Origin of the sequence: Devosia lacusdianchii (genome assembly GCF_022429625.1) — a bacterium.
Classification (GTDB): domain Bacteria; phylum Pseudomonadota; class Alphaproteobacteria; order Rhizobiales; family Devosiaceae; genus Devosia; species Devosia lacusdianchii.
Window position 1 is genome coordinate 4,000,642 of the sequence record NZ_CP092483.1, and the last position, 15,853, is coordinate 4,016,494.

The 15,853-nt window shown below is 62.5% G+C and carries 14 protein-coding genes and 1 pseudogene; 4 read left to right on the forward strand and 11 right to left on the reverse strand.

Annotated features, from left to right (window positions below; all coding sequences use genetic code 11):
* Positions 1-203 precede the first annotated feature (203 nt).
* A complete protein-coding gene (locus MF606_RS19685; RefSeq protein ID WP_240233896.1) occupies positions 204-1,523 on the forward strand; it encodes an Nramp family divalent metal transporter in 1,320 nt (439 codons plus the stop codon).
* A 28-nt stretch (positions 1,524-1,551) separates the two neighbouring features.
* Here the strand turns inward: MF606_RS19685 and MF606_RS19690 are convergent, their stop codons facing one another.
* A complete protein-coding gene (locus MF606_RS19690) occupies positions 1,552-3,816 on the reverse strand; it encodes a heavy metal translocating P-type ATPase (protein WP_240231023.1) in 2,265 nt (754 codons plus the stop codon).
* A gap of 69 nt (positions 3,817-3,885) precedes the next feature.
* On the opposite strand from MF606_RS19690, the gene MF606_RS19695 reads away from it, so the two are divergent.
* Together MF606_RS19695 and MF606_RS19700 are read left to right on the forward strand one after the other, a co-directional pair.
* Complete coding sequence (locus MF606_RS19695) at positions 3,886-4,323, forward strand: MerR family transcriptional regulator (RefSeq protein ID WP_240231024.1); 438 nt, start codon at positions 3,886-3,888, stop codon at positions 4,321-4,323.
* A 24-nt stretch (positions 4,324-4,347) separates the two neighbouring features.
* A pseudogene (locus MF606_RS19700) lies at positions 4,348-4,575 on the forward strand (M23 family metallopeptidase); the annotation flags it as partial.
* 3 nt (positions 4,576-4,578) lie between these two features.
* Here MF606_RS19700 and MF606_RS19705 read toward each other — a convergent pair.
* The 10 genes from MF606_RS19705 to MF606_RS19750 form a co-directional block, all read right to left on the reverse strand.
* Positions 4,579-5,226: a DsbA family protein gene (locus MF606_RS19705; RefSeq protein WP_240231026.1), complete on the reverse strand. Its 648-nt coding sequence runs from the start codon at positions 5,224-5,226 to the stop codon at positions 4,579-4,581.
* Positions 5,223-5,651, reverse strand: a complete 429-nt coding sequence (locus tag MF606_RS19710) for a disulfide bond formation protein B (RefSeq protein ID WP_240231027.1) — start codon at positions 5,649-5,651, stop codon at positions 5,223-5,225. Before MF606_RS19710 ends, MF606_RS19705 begins: the two co-directional genes overlap by 4 nt.
* A gap of 115 nt (positions 5,652-5,766) precedes the next feature.
* Positions 5,767-6,759, reverse strand: coding sequence for a GntR family transcriptional regulator (locus MF606_RS19715; protein WP_240231028.1), 993 nt, complete (start codon positions 6,757-6,759; stop codon positions 5,767-5,769).
* Between the two features lie 7 nt (positions 6,760-6,766).
* Entirely contained in the window at positions 6,767-7,873 is a 1,107-nt protein-coding gene (locus MF606_RS19720) for a mandelate racemase/muconate lactonizing enzyme family protein (RefSeq protein ID WP_240231029.1), read from the reverse strand.
* Positions 7,870-9,393, reverse strand: a complete 1,524-nt coding sequence (locus MF606_RS19725) for a sugar ABC transporter ATP-binding protein (protein ID WP_240231030.1) — start codon at positions 9,391-9,393, stop codon at positions 7,870-7,872. Before MF606_RS19725 ends, MF606_RS19720 begins: the two co-directional genes overlap by 4 nt.
* Before the next feature lies 1 nt (position 9,394).
* A complete protein-coding gene (locus MF606_RS19730; protein WP_240231031.1) occupies positions 9,395-10,348 on the reverse strand; it encodes an ABC transporter permease in 954 nt (317 codons plus the stop codon).
* Positions 10,345-11,352, reverse strand: a complete 1,008-nt coding sequence (locus tag MF606_RS19735; protein ID WP_240231032.1) for an ABC transporter permease — start codon at positions 11,350-11,352, stop codon at positions 10,345-10,347. Before MF606_RS19735 ends, MF606_RS19730 begins: the two co-directional genes overlap by 4 nt.
* A 59-nt stretch (positions 11,353-11,411) precedes the next feature.
* A complete protein-coding gene (locus MF606_RS19740) occupies positions 11,412-12,446 on the reverse strand; it encodes a substrate-binding domain-containing protein (protein WP_240231033.1) in 1,035 nt (344 codons plus the stop codon).
* A 107-nt stretch (positions 12,447-12,553) separates the two neighbouring features.
* The gene (locus tag MF606_RS19745; RefSeq protein ID WP_240231034.1) at positions 12,554-12,883 is read right to left on the reverse strand and encodes an L-rhamnose mutarotase; all 330 of its coding nucleotides are present in this window, start codon (positions 12,881-12,883) and stop codon (positions 12,554-12,556) included.
* A 152-nt stretch (positions 12,884-13,035) separates the two neighbouring features.
* Positions 13,036-15,087 carry a methyl-accepting chemotaxis protein gene (locus MF606_RS19750; protein ID WP_240231035.1) on the reverse strand — a complete coding sequence of 684 codons (2,052 nt, stop codon included), beginning with the start codon at positions 15,085-15,087 and terminating at the stop codon, positions 13,036-13,038.
* Positions 15,088-15,357: 270 nt separating this feature from the next.
* Between MF606_RS19750 and MF606_RS19755 the strand changes: the two genes are divergently transcribed.
* Complete coding sequence (locus MF606_RS19755; protein ID WP_240231036.1) at positions 15,358-15,852, forward strand: GbsR/MarR family transcriptional regulator; 495 nt, start codon at positions 15,358-15,360, stop codon at positions 15,850-15,852.
* The last annotated feature ends 1 nt before the right edge of the window (position 15,853 follow it).

A 15,853-nucleotide genomic window follows, 5' to 3' on the forward strand; every position in this document is an offset into this window, starting at 1 on the left:
CGATCTCGCCGCAGGGTGGTTGCCCCCTCGGCACATTGGCATTGCCCAATGCCTCCGAACAGGCGCCGCTCCGCTCCCCGCCCTCCGGCAACCGCCAGCGACCGGCCCGACACTGCACAAGCTTTAAACTTGCAAATCATTCGCAACAACAATATGCAAATGACTTGCAAGTGCAAGTGGAGACGATCTTGGATTCGGGCGGTTTGTTTTCCGGTTGGCGGTCCTCGCGTGGCGACGCTTCGCTCTCTGATGTGCATCGGTCGATCGCCGTCCGCCAGAAATCATCAACCTGGCGCCGCGCTGCAGCCTTTCTTGGACCGGGGTACCTGGTGGCCGTCGGCTACATGGATCCGGGAAACTGGGCGACCTCGATCGCTGGTGGATCCAGGTTCGGCTACACATTGCTGGTCGTTGCCTTGGTGTCCAACATCATGGCCATCGTGCTTCAATCGCTTTGCGCACGCCTCGCCATCGCCTCAGGACGTGATCTTGCGCAGGCCTGCCGTGACGCCTTTCCCAAGCCGGTGGGATACGTGCTCTGGTTTCTGGCCGAGATCGCGATCATCGCCACCGACATTGCCGAGGTGATCGGCACCGCTATTGGTCTCAACCTGATCTTCGGCATCCCGCTCGAACTCGGCGTAATTATCACCGCCCTGGACGTCTTCCTCATCCTCTATCTGCAAAAATTGGGCTTCCGGTGGGTGGAAGCGCTCATTGTGGCTTTGCTCGCCGTGATCGCCGCCTGCTTCGCCGTCCAGATCGTCCTTGCCGATCCGAACTGGGGCGACGTGGTCCGCGGCTTTGCCCCGACCACTGAGATCGTGACCAATCCGGAAATGCTCTATCTGGCGCTGGGCATTCTCGGCGCAACGGTCATGCCGCATAACCTTTACCTGCATTCCGGCATCGTGCAGACGCGGGATTACGGCGATACGCTGCCCGAAAAGCGCGAGGCGCTGAAGTTCGCGACCATCGACAGCACGGTGGCCCTGATGTTCGCGCTTCTGGTCAATGCCTCGATCCTGATTTTGGCGGCCGCGACCTTCAATGTCGCCGGCCGCACCGAAATCGCGGAACTGGGAGAGGCGCACAGCCTTTTGGCACCCATGCTCGGGCTGGCCATAGCGCCGACACTGTTCGGCATCGCGCTTCTCTGCTGCGGCATCAATTCCACCGTCACGGCAACGTTAGCCGGTCAGATCGTGATGGAGGGTTTCCTGCATATCCAGCTTGCTCCCTGGCTGCGGCGCCTGATCACGCGTGTCATCGCCATTGTTCCCGCCGCCGGCGTCACCATCTGGTTCGGCCAGTCGGGAACGGCGCAATTGCTGATCCTGACCCAGGTGGTGCTCAGCCTGCAGCTCTCCTTTGCGGTCTTTCCGCTGGTGATGTTCACGGCGGATCGACGCAAGATGGGCGATCTGGTAGCGCCGCCCTGGCTGGTAGCCCTGGCGGTGCTGATCGCCCTGCTGATCGCCGGGCTAAATGTGAAGCTGCTGGCCGACTTCGTCTTGAGGTAGAGGGTCGCGCCGGCGGGAAGGGGGAGGGCTATGCCTTGGGGGACATCCCTTTCCACGCGAGGAGGCGCATGGCGTTGGCTGTCACCAATACGGTAGCGCCGGTATCGGCCAGGATGGCAGGCCAGAGGCCGGTCACCCCGATCACGGTCGTCACCAGGAAGAAGGCCTTCAGACCAAGTGCGATGGAGATGTTCTGACCGATATTGGCCATGGTCGTCCGCGACAGCACCATCATGTTTGCGATGTCGATGACGCGACCATGCAGAACGGCGGCATCGGCGGTCTCGAGGGCGATATCGGTTCCGCCGCCCATGGCGATGCCAATATCGGCGGCGGCCAGGGCCGGCGCATCATTGATGCCGTCGCCGACCTTGGCGACCTTCTTGCCCTGGGCCTTGAACTCACCCACGATGCGCTGCTTGTCCTGCGGCAGCAATTCTGCCCGAGGCTCGATGCCCAGACTCGCTCCGATGGCGGCTGCCGTCCGGCGGTTGTCGCCGGTCAGCATCACCACTTCGGCTCCAAGCCGTCTGAGTTCTGCGAGACCCTCCCTGGCGTCTTCTCTGGGCTCATCGCGCATGGCGATGATGCCGGCGACGACATTGTCGACGAGGAGAACCGAGGCCGTCTTGCCCTCGTCATTCAAGAGCTCGATGCGCTTGGTGAGGGCCTCGTCCAGAGCTGCGGTCTGCGCTGCAGCCGAGGGCGAGCCGAGGAATATCTCCTCACCACCAACGGTGCCGACGACACCCTTGCCACCAATGGCGCCCGCCTTTTCGACCCGGGCCGGCTCGATACCATCCGCCTTTGCCCTTGCAAGGATCGCCGTGGCAAGCGGATGGCTCGAGCCGACCTCCAGGGCCGCCGCAAAACCGAGCACGTCCCGCTCGGATCTGGAAACGCCAATGATGTCGGTGACCTGCGGCCTGCCGGCAGTCAGGGTGCCGGTCTTGTCGAGCGCCACCATATTGATCTTGCCCAGGGATTCCAGAACGGCACCGCCCTTCATCAGCAGACCGCGCCGTGCCCCGGCTGACAATGCGGCCGCGATGGCTGCCGGTGTCGAGATGACCAGGGCGCAAGGGCAGCCGATGAGAAGGACGGCGAGGCCCTTGTAGACCCACTCGTCCCAGGGCTGGCCCGCGAACAGGGGCGGTAGCACGGCGATGAGGGCCGCAACAATCATCACGCCCGGCGTGTAATATTTCGAGAATTTGTCGATGAAGCGTTCGGTTGGCGCCTTGGACTCCTGCGCCTCTTCGACCAATGCGACGATGCGGGCGATCGTATTGTCGGCGGCCGCCGCGGTGACGCGCACTTGCAACGCGCCTTCCTGGTTGATCGTGCCTGCATAGACCTGATCCTCGGCCTGCTTGCGCTTGGGGACGGACTCGCCGGTTACCGGCGCCTCATCCACGGCACTCTCGCCCGAAATCACGATGCCGTCTGCGGGCATGCGATCGCCGGGACGCACCATGACGATATCACCGACCGCCAGTTGTTCGGCCGACACCTCTACGACTTTGCCGTCCGTTTCTCTCAGCGCGGTGCGTGGCACCAGATCGGCCAGTGCCTTGATGCTGGCCCGGGCGCGGCCCGTGGCCACGCCTTCCAGCAATTCGCCGATGAGGAACAGCAGCACCACGATGGCGGCCTCTTCGGCGGCGTTGATAAAGACAGCGCCAATCGCCGCGACCGTCATCAGCGTTTCGATCGAAAATGGGCTGCCATTGATCGCGCCCATCCAGGCGCGGCGGGCAATTGGTACCAGACCCACGAACATGGCGATGATGAAGGCCCATGGCTCGATGGTGGGAAAAAGTTGTCCGCCGACGAAAGCTACAGCAACCGACAGCGCACAGAGAATGGTCAGGCGGGCTTTGGTCGTGCGCCACCATGGCCCTTCCTCCAGCGAATGGTCATGCCCATGCATGCCCTCGAGCTTGGCGGGCGTCGTGACTGCTTTGTCATTGGCGTGATCATGCGGATGGTCGTGATCGTGATCGTGGTCATGCGAGTCTTGCGCCGACGCATCGGCGCCTTCCACGACCGATGTCTTGTCAGCAGAGCGACCGGCGGATTCGGTGGTGCGGTAGCCGAGGCTGGTCACCTTCTTGGCGATGTCGTCTGCGCTGGCGCCGTGATGCCTGACCGTCATCGTACCGGCAACGACCGAAACGGAGACCTCGTCGACATTCGGTAATCGCCGCACGGCTGTGTCCACCTTGGAGGCGCAGCTGGCGCAATCCATGCCCTCGACATGGAAACGAGTGATTTCAGCCTTTGCAGACATCGAGACAAACTTTCTTGCATTCTGTTGGTGCCGGCGTACATCCTCCAGTCACTAGAGGAGCAAGCGCAAATGAAGCACGGGATCGCGATCGGGAAGGTGTCGGAGGCGACCGGCGTCAAGGTGCCGACCATCCGCTACTATGAGCAGATCGGTCTCCTCCCCGCGCCGCCCCGCACCGAAGGCGGGCGCCGTACCTATGACCGAAGGGACGCGGAGCGCCTGACCTTCATCCGCCATTCGCGCGAACTCGGCTTCGATATCGACGCCATACGCACCTTGCTCAAACTTCAGGACCGGCCGGATCAGCCTTGCGCGGAGGCCGATTTCATCGCCAAGGCGCGCCTGGTCGATGTCGCGCAAAAGATTGCCAGCCTGACCGCCCTGCGCCATGAGCTGGAGCGCATGGTCAAGGGTTGTTCCCATGGCCGGGTCGAGAACTGCCAGGTCATCGAAATCCTGGCCGACCACGGCAAATGCCGGTTTCACGGCGAAGACCATCGGCACTGACCAGCGACGTATCGGCGCAAGACGCGAGTGCGACAGGGTCAGGTCATTGGCTATGTCGGTTCCACAGGACGCTCGAACGGCAACCACCTGCATTTCGAACTCGAGATCAACGGCAGCATCGCCGACCAGCTGAACGTCAAGCTCCAGAGAACCCGCACTCTGTCCGCGCAGAACATGGAGGGCTTCCAGATGACCATGGATCAGATACAATCGCTAATGGACATGCCAGCCAATGCCGGCGATCATGCCTGAAGGTCAGCCCAGCGCCTCAATCCTTGCCGCGACCATGTCGGCGAGCTGCTGCGGCCCGAAGTCGACGAGCTCCAGGCCGTCCACGTAAAAGGTCGGCGTCTGTGCAATGCCCAGAGCTTCCAGGTCCGCCATTTCCTGCGCCAGAGTTGCGGTGACGTCGTCGCCCTGAGCCTCGGGCTTGGCACGCGTCAGGTCCAGCCCCGCCGCGGCGGCGATCTGCCAAGCCATCTCCACATCAGGTGCACCATGGGCTGCCCAGCTTGGCTGCCCGGCCAGCAGCGCCTCAAGCACCGGGATAAAGCGATCCTGTTTGCGCGCGGCCTCAAGGATTCTCACCGCTTGGTCCGACCCCTCATGCAGCGGTGCATAGCGCAAAACCAGTCGAACCTGGCCAGGGTACCGATCCATGACCTGTTTCACGATCGGATAGAATGCGCGGCAGGCCTCGCAGGATGGGTCGAACCATTCGACGATGGTCACAGGGGCGCCCTGAGGCCCAATTACCGGCGAATTGAATCGAGTCAGATTGCTGGGCTCGGGGAGACCCTCCGCCGGCTGCCGTGTGACGAGTTGCGGGTAGATAATCGCACCGGCGCCAAACGCGGCAACGGGGAGTCCGCCAGCGATAAGCATAAATGTGCGGCGGTTCATGGACGCCTCCGGGTAACAACAATCAAGAAAATGGTGATAAGCGCGAAGGCTACCGACGACAGAAGCGGAAGCGGAACAGTGCCGAACAACGTCATGCCGTCGTCGGAGCATGACGGCCCGGACGCAGTGCATGGTTGGATCGCCTCGGGCGCGACACCATAGAAAACCAGCGTGTGGAAGCCCGCAAAGCCCAGGCCAACGACAGCCAGAGGTAACGAATAAAGGACGGCATTCCGGTCATTGAGGAAGGTGCCGACCCCGAGCGTCACGACCAGGGGAAACATGGCAATGCGCTGATACCAGCACAGCACGCACGGCGCCTGCCCCATCACCTCACCAACAAACAACGCGCCCAGCGTCGCCACTAGAGCGACCATCCAGGCCGCGAATAACCAATGCCATTGTCGAGGCGCCGTATTGTCCATGCGAATCCCAGTATTGATTTGGGATCACGCTACTATCTCTAGCCACTTGAGGAGCAAGGCCGGGATTGTCGGACTTGCAGCATCGGCAGTCCGCGGGACGATCACCGACACGACGCTAGCTGGCGGCCACCAGATAATCCTGCCGCAGGTGGTCGGGCAGACCGCCCAGGCGGCGCCAAAGTTCGATATTGTGATCCACCGAACGGCGAAGGTGATGCTCCAGCGTTGCCGCCGCGGTGTCCAACCGGCCGTCGATCAATTGATCGAAGACAGCCAGATGGTCGGCCACGAGATGGCTGATTTCACCAGGATCCTGAAAATGCTCGAACGTCCAGTGCGTGGCCAGCAATGGCAGCTGGCTGCGCCGGATTGTCGCTAGGAGCAGCGGGTTCTCGCAATGGGCCAGCGTGCGATAATGCAAGTCGTGCTCCAGGCGCTCGATCTTGACCGGCGCCACAACGGCTTCGAGCCCCGCGACGAGATGCTGCCGGCGCGACAGGAGGTCTTCACGGCGAAGCCGAGGAAAGGCCTGCCGCAACGCCTCGGGCTCGAGCAGCCAGCGCATCTCGAAATGATGCCGGATGCCATCGGGAGTGAGCGGCCCCGCATACCAGCGCTGGTTGCTTTCCTGCACGACGATGCCGGTGCGCTCGAGCCTGGTCAGCACCTCATGGGCAACCGTGCGGCTGACCTTGTAGTGCTCGGCCAAGGCACTCTCGTTGAGCAGGAACCGGCCATGGGCCAGGCAGGAGGCGACGGCGTGCTCGACCTCCGGATAAATCCATTCATGCCGGTTGCGCTGCTGGCGGTCGTCGAGGACGGCACCCAGATCGAGCCCTGCCTCCTCCAGTTCCATGCGGAGCGGGTCGCCCTGACCAACCAGGTATCCGCGTCCGTCGTGGTCGGAGAGCAGGCCTTCATCCCGCAGGCGTTGGAGCGCCGCCGCGGCAGGCACGCGGCTCGCCTGGAAGGCGCGCGCGACGCCGGCCTGCCCCACCACCAAGCCATTCGGCAGCCGCCCAGCTTCGATGTGTTCGCGCAGCACCACATAGATGGTCTCGTAGAGCGGCACACCCTGTTGCCGCGCCGTCTTTGTCGGGGCCAGCATCGCCGCGCTACCGGATGATCCGCATTGTGCCTTCGCAAGTCTGGCGGGTGATGGCGTCCCAATTCCAGTCGATGCCAAGCCCTGCAGCCTCGGAGGGCACGGCGCGGCCGTTCTCGATCGTCATCCCGGTATGGGTCAGGCCATCAAGCTGGGGGATGTATTCGACCCAACGGCCATTGGGAATAGCGGCACAAAGCGACACGTGGAGCTCCATCAGGAAATGCGGGCTGACGGCTACGTTGAACGTTTCCGCCAGGTGCGCCACCTTCAGCCAGGGCGTGATGCCGCCGATGCGCGCCACGTCGACCTGTATCACGGAGCAGGCTTCGCGCTGCAGGTATTCGCGAAAATGGGACGGATGGTAGATGGATTCGCCAACCGCGATCGGCAAAGTGGTAGCCGCTGACAGGCGGATATGGCCGCCAAGGTCCTCGGCCGGCAGCGGCTCCTCGTACCAGGCGAGGTCGAACGGTTCATAGAGCCGGGCGCGGCGGATGGCCTCGTCGACGCTGGCACCTTGATTGCCGTCGACCATGATCTCGAAGTCATCGCCAACCGCCTCGCGCACGGCGGCGAGGCGCAGAACGTCCTGTTTGGGCGGGCGGCCGATCTTGATCTTGGAGCCGCCAAAACCGGCGGCCTTGGCGCGCAGCGCATCTTCGACCAGCTCGGCAGTTTCGATGTGCAACCAGCCGCCTTCGGTCGTGTAGAGCGGGACAGAACGCTGGGCTCCGCCCGCTTCCTTGTAGAGCGGCCGATTGGAACGACGGCAACGCATATCCCACAGGGCCGTATCGATCGCTGCCAGCGCCAAAGCGGTGATGGCGCCAACCGCGGTGGCATGGGTGTGGAAGAACAGATGCTTCCATATCTCCTCGATCATATCAGGATCGCGCCCGATCAATTGAGGCGCCAGATGCCGGGAGATGAGGTCGACAATGGCGTGACCGCCGGTGCCGATCGTGTAGCTGTAGCCGGTCCCGACGGCGCCATCGTCGGCGAAGATACGGACGATCGGCGTCTCCTGGCTGACGAAGCTCTGGATGGCGTCCGTGCGCTTCACCTTGGGTACAAGGTCGACCATCAGGATCTCGACGCGGTCGATCCGGCTCATGAAACTGTCTCCGTAATGGGATCCCCGGCGTCATGGATAGCAGCAATGATCTTGGCGCTGGAGGTCTCGTAATTGTGGTCATTGTGGATCGTATCGACCACGGCAAGGTCGTGCATGACCAGGATGCGGTCGGCCAAGGCGATCATTTCGGGCATGTCGCTGGAGATGAGCAGGATCGTCATCCCGGCTTCGGCCAGTTCGACGATGAGTTCGTGGATATAGGCCTTGGTCTTGATGTCGATGCCAACGGTCGGCTCATCGATGATCAACAGATCGACATTGGCAGCCAGCCACTTGGCCAGCGATACTTTCTGCTGATTGCCGCCCGACAGATTGCCGACTGTCTGTTCCAAGCTGGGCGCCCGGATTTCCAATCGCTCCGCCAGCGGCTTGGCGGCCTTGAGCTCCATGGGTGCATTGAGCAGGCCGAGCGCTTTGCCGATGCGGCGCCAGATGGTGATGGCGATGTTGGTGCGGATGGGATGGAGGAGGATCAGACCCTCGTTCTTACGATCCTCGCTGAGATAGCCGATGCGGTGACGCTTGAGCGCTTCGGCAACCGAGCCGATGCGGACGGGCCGGTCGTCGATCCGCACCTCGCCGCCGGTGATCCTGGCGTCGCCAATCAGGGCGCGTGCCAGCTCGGACCGGCCGGCGCCGACAAGGCCATAAAGCCCCAGTATCTCGCCCTTGCGGGCGAAGAAGCTGATATCGCGATGTCCCAACGATGTCGCGACATTACGCAATTCGAGCTTGCGCGTGTCACCGACAAGCGTGCGACTACGGCGTGCCGCTGCCTTCTCCTCGCGGCCGATCATCAGTGAAACCAGCTTGGAGCGGGTCATGCCCGCCATCGGCTCGCTCATGGCCGCATTACGCCCGTCCCGCAGCACGGTGACGCGGTCCGATATGGCGAAAACTTCCTCGAGCTTGTGGCTGACGAAGACGATTGCCGCACCCCTATCGCGCAATTGGCGCAGCAGGCCGAACAGGGCTTCCGCCTCGGTCTCGGTGATGGAGGCCGTCGGCTCGTCCATCAGCAGGACCTTGGCCTCATGGCTCAACGCCTTGGCGATCTCCACGATCTGCATCTGCGCAACGGACAGGCGTCGCACCTGCATCCTCGTATCGATCGGCAGGCCGATCATGTCGAGATATTTGCGCGCCTCGGCGTTGACGGCGGCATAGTCGACCAGACCGTTCCGCAGCGGGAGTTGCTCCAGCATGATGTTTTCGGCGACCGAGAAACGCGGGATCAGGTTGCGCTCCTGGTGAACGGCGGAAATGCCGTGGCGGATGGCGTCGCGCGGCGACTGCAGCTCGATCTCGCGCCCGTCGAGCAGGATGCGGCCACTGTCGGGCCGGTGCACGCCGGTGATGATCTTGATGAGCGTCGACTTCCCGGCGCCGTTCTCGCCCATGAGGGCATGGATTTCGCCGGGCCTGAGTTCAAGCGAGACATTGTCCAGTGCCCTGACACCGGGAAAAGACTTGCTGGCCTCCTGGATGGTAAGCGGCATATCAATCGCCCCCCGTCCGAACCGCCCGGAAGCGGTTGACCCACACTGCAGCGAGGATCAACGCGCCCAGTACGAACTGCACCCAATAGGGGTCAACATTGACCAGGACCATGCCGTTTTCGATGAGCGCGATCAGCACCACGGCCAGAAGCGTGCCAATGATGGAGATGTGCCCGCCCGAAAGCGACGCACCGCCGATGATGGGAGCGGCAAACGAAATGATCAGCCAGTTTGAGCCGATGCTTGGCTGAGCCGAGCCGAGCTGAGCCACTGCGAGCACCGCTGCGATGGCCGCCAAGAGGCCGGACAGGGTATGCGCCGAAATAATGGTGCGGGGCAGTGACACGCCCGAGAGTTGCGCGGCATTGGCATTGCCGCCCACGGCAAGCATGTGACGGCCCGGAACCGTGCGCGAGAAGAACAGCGCTAGGGCGACCGTTACCAGGAGGGGCACGATCAACAGCAGTGGCAGGATGCCCACTCGTCCGGCGCCGAAAACGACGAATTCGGGTGCTAAGTTGTAGAAGGGGACCGAGCGGGTAATTCCCAGATTGATACCGGCAAAGGCCGAGCCGGTCGCCAGGGTGACGATGAAGCCATTGATGCCGGTGCGCACTGTCAGCCAGCCATTGAGGAAACCGGCCAGTCCGCCAACCAGGATGCCGGCGCCGATAGCGACGAAAACCGGCAGGCCGAGCGCGTCCATGATACCGCCGACCACGATGGCGACGAGCCCGCCCAATGCGCCGACGGCGAGGTTGAGCTGACCAACGCCCAGCGTCACCATCTGGGCATAGGCGACCAGCAGAGCGACGCAGAAACTGCGCAGCAAGACGAAGAGATTGAACTCGGAGAGGAAAGCTGGCGAGAGCACAGCTAGCGCCAGCGCGCCGGCGAGAATGGCTACGAGGATACCGGACCATTCGATGTGGATAAGGCGGGCGAGCGGGGTCATGCGCGTCGAGCCTGTCGCTTGAGCGCCAGGCCAGCGCGGTAACGCTCAAGCAGAACGGCCGCGAGCAGAATGATGCCCAGGAAGAGCTGCAGCCAGAAATTGCCGACCTGCAGCACCAGCAGCCCACTGCGAATGGTGCTGACCAGCGCCGCGCCCAGCATGGTGCCAATGACGGAGACCATGCCGCCGGCCAGGAGCGTGCCGCCGAGGACGGGAGCGAGGAACGACGGCAGGAGCCAGTCATCGCCACCCACCGACGGCATGGCTGCGCCGAGCCGGGCCGTGAGCATGACCGCCGCCGCTGCCGCGAGAACTCCGGACAGGGCATGCGAGAAGATGATGGCGCGGCCCACCGGGACGCCCGACATCTGGGCGGCGCGGGCATTGGCGCCGGCCGCCAGTATTTCGCGACCGAGCCGCGTGTAGCGATAGAGCACGAGCAGTGCAGCGCCGATTGCTGCGGCGACCAGGATCAACGAGGGGATGCCGGCAACGCTCGATTTGCCGAATTCGCCGATGCTGGCCGGGAGCGCGTTATAGGGAACGGCTTTGGTCAGGATCAGCATCCCGCCCGAAAAGAGGCTAGCGCTTGCCAGCGTGACGATGAAGCTGTTGACGCCGGTCTTGACGATGGCGACGCCGTTGAGCAGGCCAAGCGCGGCGCCGCCCAGGAGGGAACCAGCAATTGCCAGCGGTATCGGCAGGCCCAGGGTCTGCACCAGGAAGCCGGTCAGCATTACCGAACAGACGCCGATCGCTCCAACCGACAGGTTCATGCCACCGGTGGCCAGCACCACCATCTGGGCAAAGCCGATGACGATGTCGATGGCCAGGGAGCGGCCGAGCGAATTGAGGTTGAACCGGGACAGAAAGCCCGGTGCGAGGCTGGAAAAGAAAATCCAGAACGCCAATACGATGACGAAGAGGCCCAGTTGCGTCGAACCCTTGTTCAAGAGGTCGAGCACGGGTGTGCGCCGCATCGGCGCGCTGTCGCTGTCGGTCATGCTGATCGATCCGCTTCAATGCGGCCGCCCGTGTGGCGGACGGCCGCGATCAGTGGGGTTCAGTTACAGGTCAGATACTTGGCCTGGAAGCCGGCCTGGATTTCTGACGTGAGCGCCTTCAGGTCGTCCTGGTAGGTGCCGGCGTTCGCGCTCGAAATCAGCAAAGTGCCGGAGTCGATGAAATGCGCGGTCTGCGGCGTGGTGACGAAGGCAGCATCTGCATTCACCGTGCAGGTGCCCGACGCCAGCAGATCAAGCGCATAGGCGCCGACATACGCTTGACCATAGGGATTTTGCGCCATCGTACCAGCGACAATGCCATCCCGGATGGCATCGAGCACGATCGGGTCGTCATCGATGCCGACGAACTTTATGCGCTTGTCACCCAGGTTGCGCAGGGCCGTGGAGGCGACTACCGACGGGATGTAAGCCGTGGCGATCATCCCACTGATCTGGTCCTTCTGCGCGGCGAGCAGCGCATTGATCTTTTGGTCGGCCGCTTCCTGCGCATCGGTATCGGCGACGGTCTGCAGCAACGTTACCTTGCCGTCGCTTTCGTCGACCGCCTTTTGCACGGCCTGGGTGCGCAGCGTCGTATTCGGATCGACCAGCAGGCCGGCGAGATGGACGATGGCGCCTTCGCCGCCCATGGCCTCGATCAGCGCCTTGGTGCCCAGATAGGCTGATTGGTAGACGTCGGTGCCGAAGCAGAAGCCCATTTCCGTGGGGTCTTGCGCGCAGCCGGCAAGAGCGATCGAGTTCAACCCGTTGGCCTTCAATTCGGCGACGGTCGAGTTGATGCCCACCGCGTCACCCGGAAAGATGCCGAAGCCGGTGTAGCCCTGGGCAGCCAGGCTCTCGACGAGTTCGGTCTGCAATTCCAGCCGCCATTCCGAGGGCACTTTGAAGTCGACGGCAGCGATGCCGAAGTCGCGCGCAGCGTCGGCCGCACCCTGTTCCCAGGGCGCAAAGTATGGGTGGGGACCGCCCGGGATCAGCGCGATCCGATTGTCGGACGCAATGGAGGCGAGTGGGGTCAAAGCGGTGGCGGCAACAATCGAGGCGGCAATGAAGCCGCCGAGGCGAATGATCATGTAGTCCTCCCTTGGTGCGGCAGCGCGGTTCCTCCTCGCTTGCCGACCAACGAAGGCTAGCAGAAACGCATATCGCGTGCAATATGCGTTTCTGGTGCGAAGGGCACCTAGTCGGTGTGGAAGACTTCTTCCATGCCGGCCCACCATTCCTCGGATTTGCGGGTGGTCAACGGTTCCTGAATGGGATCGCAGATAGCCCACCATTTCTGCGTTACCGGGTCGGCCGCCATCGCCGCCATGTCGGCGTCGTGGTCGTTCCCGTCATATTCGTAATAGGCGAACAGGAGGTTTTCCGGCTCCTTGAGGAAGATGGAGTAGTTCCGGATGCCGGATCGCTCGATCTGCTGGAGGACATCAGGCCAGACCGCGCGATGCAGGCGCTTGTATTCGTCTATGGCGTCGCCCTTCAGGCCAAGAACAGCTGCGTATCTTTTCATTTTCTCCCCTCCGCGCAGTCGGTTAGCCCAACGCTATGTTATTCAGGATAGTCGCCGCCAGCACCCTGAAGTCGGATAAGAGCGATGCCGCATCCTGGGGATGCGGCACCGATATCTGCTTGCGGGAAAGGGGGCGCGTAGCGCGACCTTTCCTAGAACTCAGCCCAGTCTTCCTTGATCGCCGCGTTCCCTTGGGAAAGGTAGGTCTTGGCGGCCTTGGCCTGTGAAGTGGGGGCGCGGCGCGGGGCCGGTTCGGCAGCACGGACCGGCTCGCCCGATGCATCCAGGATGAATTTGCCGACAACGCGGTCGAGCTCCTCGGCCTGCGACTCTGTCTGCTCGATCGCCGCATTGGTTTCTTCCACCAGGGCGGCATTGTGCTGGGTCATCTCGTCCATCTGGCGGACAGCCACCACGACCTCGCCAATGGCGGATGCCTGCTGGAGGCTGTCCTCGGCAATCCCGTGCATGAGCAGGGTGTTGTCCCGGATGCTCTCCAGAACCACATCCAGCTTGCCGGCGGCGTCAGAGACCAAGCGCGAGCCGGACAGGACCTCGCCCACGCTCTGCTCGATCAGCTGTTTGATTTCGGCCGAGGCCGAGGCTGCCGATTGGGCCAGTCGGCGCACTTCAACCGCCACCACAGCAAAGCCCTTGCCGGCGTCACCGGCGCGCGCCGCTTCCACCGAAGCGTTCAGGGCCAGAAGATTGGTCTGGAACGCGATATCGTCGATCAGGCCGATGATATTGGAAATCTTGGCCGACGAGTCGGTGATCCGTTCCATGGCGGTGTTGGCATCGCGCATCACTGCACCACTCTGCTCGGCCGTCCGCGTTACCTGCTCGGCATTGGAACTGGCATCCTTGGCTCGCTTCGCGTTTTGCGAAACTGTGGAGGCTAGCTGCTCCATGGCGGCGCTGGTTTCCTCGATCGTTGCCGCCTGCCTGGTGGTGCGTTCGCTGAGATCGTTGGCGCCGGCCAGGATTTCGCTGGTCGCCACCTTAAGAGCGGACGACGTCGAGCGCAGGCCGCCCATGACAGAGGTCAGATTCTCGGCCACGGCATTGGTGTCGTTCTTGAGTTGCAGGAAGGCGCCGCGATACTCGCCGGCCACACGCGGGGTCAGGTCCTGTTTCGCGAGCGCTGCCAGGACGCTGCCGGTTTCGTGCAATCCGCGTCCCACGGTATCGATCAGCCCGTTGACGTTGCGAACCATGTTGGCCAGTGCGGGATCGTCGACCTCGATATCCACACGCTTGCTGAAGTCGCCCGCGGCCGCAGCGCCAACCGTGTCATCAACCGAGCTTTGCAGCAATTCCATGACGGCGGCGCGGTCCATCAATTGCTGGGACCGCCGGCGCTCATCTTCCGACAGAGCCGCGATCTTGATGGCATTCTCCCGGAACGTACCAACGGCCACAGCCATGGCGCCGACTTCGTCGGTGTCATCGAGATAGGGCACGCCGACCGCCAGATCACCTGCTACCAGCGATTGCATGCTGCCATTGAGCCCGCCAATGCGGCGGGTGACCTTGCGAGTCATGATCAGACCCGTGGCCACGGCCATGCCAAGCAGCAGCGCGCCGGCAACGATCATCGCGATCCGCGACAGGAAGACGTTCTGCTCGGCCGCTCCGACACGGTCTTCGATGCGCTGGTCGAGCAGCGCGAAGAACTCGCCAACCGGCAGCATGATGTCAGCCTTGAACTTCGCATATTCGGGGGAATGCAGCATTTGAACGGCGCGCTCATGATCGGCAGGGGCGGCGTCGCTTGGCACGTTCATCGCCGTGGTCTCGAGCTGGACCAGGCCGTCGGATTCCGCCTTTGCCCGGTCGAGGGCGGCGAACTCGGCGTCCGAGAATTCTAGCCGTCGCATCAGCTCCACCAGGGAAATGGTGGTTCCATCGGGACGAGCCTTTACGCCATCGCGGATAGCAATGACGTCGTCGTACATCTGCTTGTACTGGGCGTCGCCTGTCACAACAAATGTTCGGGCAAGTCTCGTGAGGTCGTCGGAGCCTTGGCGGAATTCGTCGGCGAGCAGGTAGGAATCGTACTTTGTCTGAAGCGATCGGGCGAGTTCTTCTTCCGATTGCGAATTCAAGACCACAGCAACTGCAACCATCGCGATAGCGGCAACCATTCCCGCTGAAATGAGGATGAACGTCGCTTTGATGGTTAGTGATGGCAGCTTGGCCATTTGGGTTCAGTTCCTTGACATAACCCGCCGGCGGTTATCCGCCGGCGACTCATCCGGGCCACTTCTGTAAGCACCGGTGCAGCAAGCCAACTATCGTTTCGCTTGGTTAATAGTCGGAGAACGCGCACGTATTTTGCCGAAGAAATACAGCGACTTGCGCCTAAACATATGAGGCGTCTTCAAGAAAATCGGCTTGGCAAGAATGGCGTTTCGATCTCGTTCAGTTCGTTCAGTATTGACTGAACGTTGGTCTTTGCATTATCAAGAAGCATGCAAGAGACGCTATCCGCCGCCGAAAATTTCATCGAGCAGATGGGGTTGATTACCCAGACAGATGGCGGGCCGCGCATTGCCGGTCGCATCGTCGGGCTGTTGATTGTGGAGGGGCGTCCGTTCTCGCTGGCCGAGATGGCCGAGCGGCTCAAGATCAGCAAGGCAAGCGCCAGCACCAACGCCCGGTCGCTTGCAAGTTCGGGTATGATCCGCCAGGTCGCGCATGCCGGTGACCGGCAGGATTATTACGAGCTGGGAGACGACCCCTATACACGCATCGTCGAAACGGTGACGGCGCGCATGCAGGAAGTGGCCCGTCTGGTCCTCGAAGCCGAAGCGAAGTTCCCCGACGATAGCGGGGAAGCCCGCAAGCGGGTTCGGGAGCTGGCGGAATTCTATCAGCGACTGGCGGCTTTTTTCGCGGGGTGGCCCATGCATCCCGCTCCCCACATTGGGGTATCGACCGACGATGCCCAATCTCCATTACGGTAGG

What these genes read in the sequence shown, in the direction of transcription:
- MF606_RS19690 (WP_240231023.1), bottom strand. Translation starts at nt 3,816, where the DNA reads ATGTCTGCAAAGGCTGAAATCACTCGTTTCCATGTCGAGGGCATGGAT.
- MF606_RS19695 (WP_240231024.1), top strand. Translation starts at nt 3,886, where the DNA reads ATGAAGCACGGGATCGCGATCGGGAAGGTGTCGGAGGCGACCGGCGTC.
- MF606_RS19705 (WP_240231026.1), bottom strand. Translation starts at nt 5,226, where the DNA reads ATGAACCGCCGCACATTTATGCTTATCGCTGGCGGACTCCCCGTTGCC.
- MF606_RS19710 (WP_240231027.1), bottom strand. Translation starts at nt 5,651, where the DNA reads ATGGACAATACGGCGCCTCGACAATGGCATTGGTTATTCGCGGCCTGG.
- MF606_RS19715 (WP_240231028.1), bottom strand. Translation starts at nt 6,759, where the DNA reads ATGCTGGCCCCGACAAAGACGGCGCGGCAACAGGGTGTGCCGCTCTAC.
- MF606_RS19720 (WP_240231029.1), bottom strand. Translation starts at nt 7,873, where the DNA reads ATGAGCCGGATCGACCGCGTCGAGATCCTGATGGTCGACCTTGTACCC.
- MF606_RS19725 (WP_240231030.1), bottom strand. Translation starts at nt 9,393, where the DNA reads ATGCCGCTTACCATCCAGGAGGCCAGCAAGTCTTTTCCCGGTGTCAGG.
- MF606_RS19730 (WP_240231031.1), bottom strand. Translation starts at nt 10,348, where the DNA reads ATGACCCCGCTCGCCCGCCTTATCCACATCGAATGGTCCGGTATCCTC.
- MF606_RS19735 (WP_240231032.1), bottom strand. Translation starts at nt 11,352, where the DNA reads ATGACCGACAGCGACAGCGCGCCGATGCGGCGCACACCCGTGCTCGAC.
- MF606_RS19740 (WP_240231033.1), bottom strand. Translation starts at nt 12,446, where the DNA reads ATGATCATTCGCCTCGGCGGCTTCATTGCCGCCTCGATTGTTGCCGCC.
- MF606_RS19745 (WP_240231034.1), bottom strand. Translation starts at nt 12,883, where the DNA reads ATGAAAAGATACGCAGCTGTTCTTGGCCTGAAGGGCGACGCCATAGAC.
- MF606_RS19750 (WP_240231035.1), bottom strand. Translation starts at nt 15,087, where the DNA reads ATGGCCAAGCTGCCATCACTAACCATCAAAGCGACGTTCATCCTCATT.
- MF606_RS19755 (WP_240231036.1), top strand. Translation starts at nt 15,358, where the DNA reads ATGCAAGAGACGCTATCCGCCGCCGAAAATTTCATCGAGCAGATGGGG.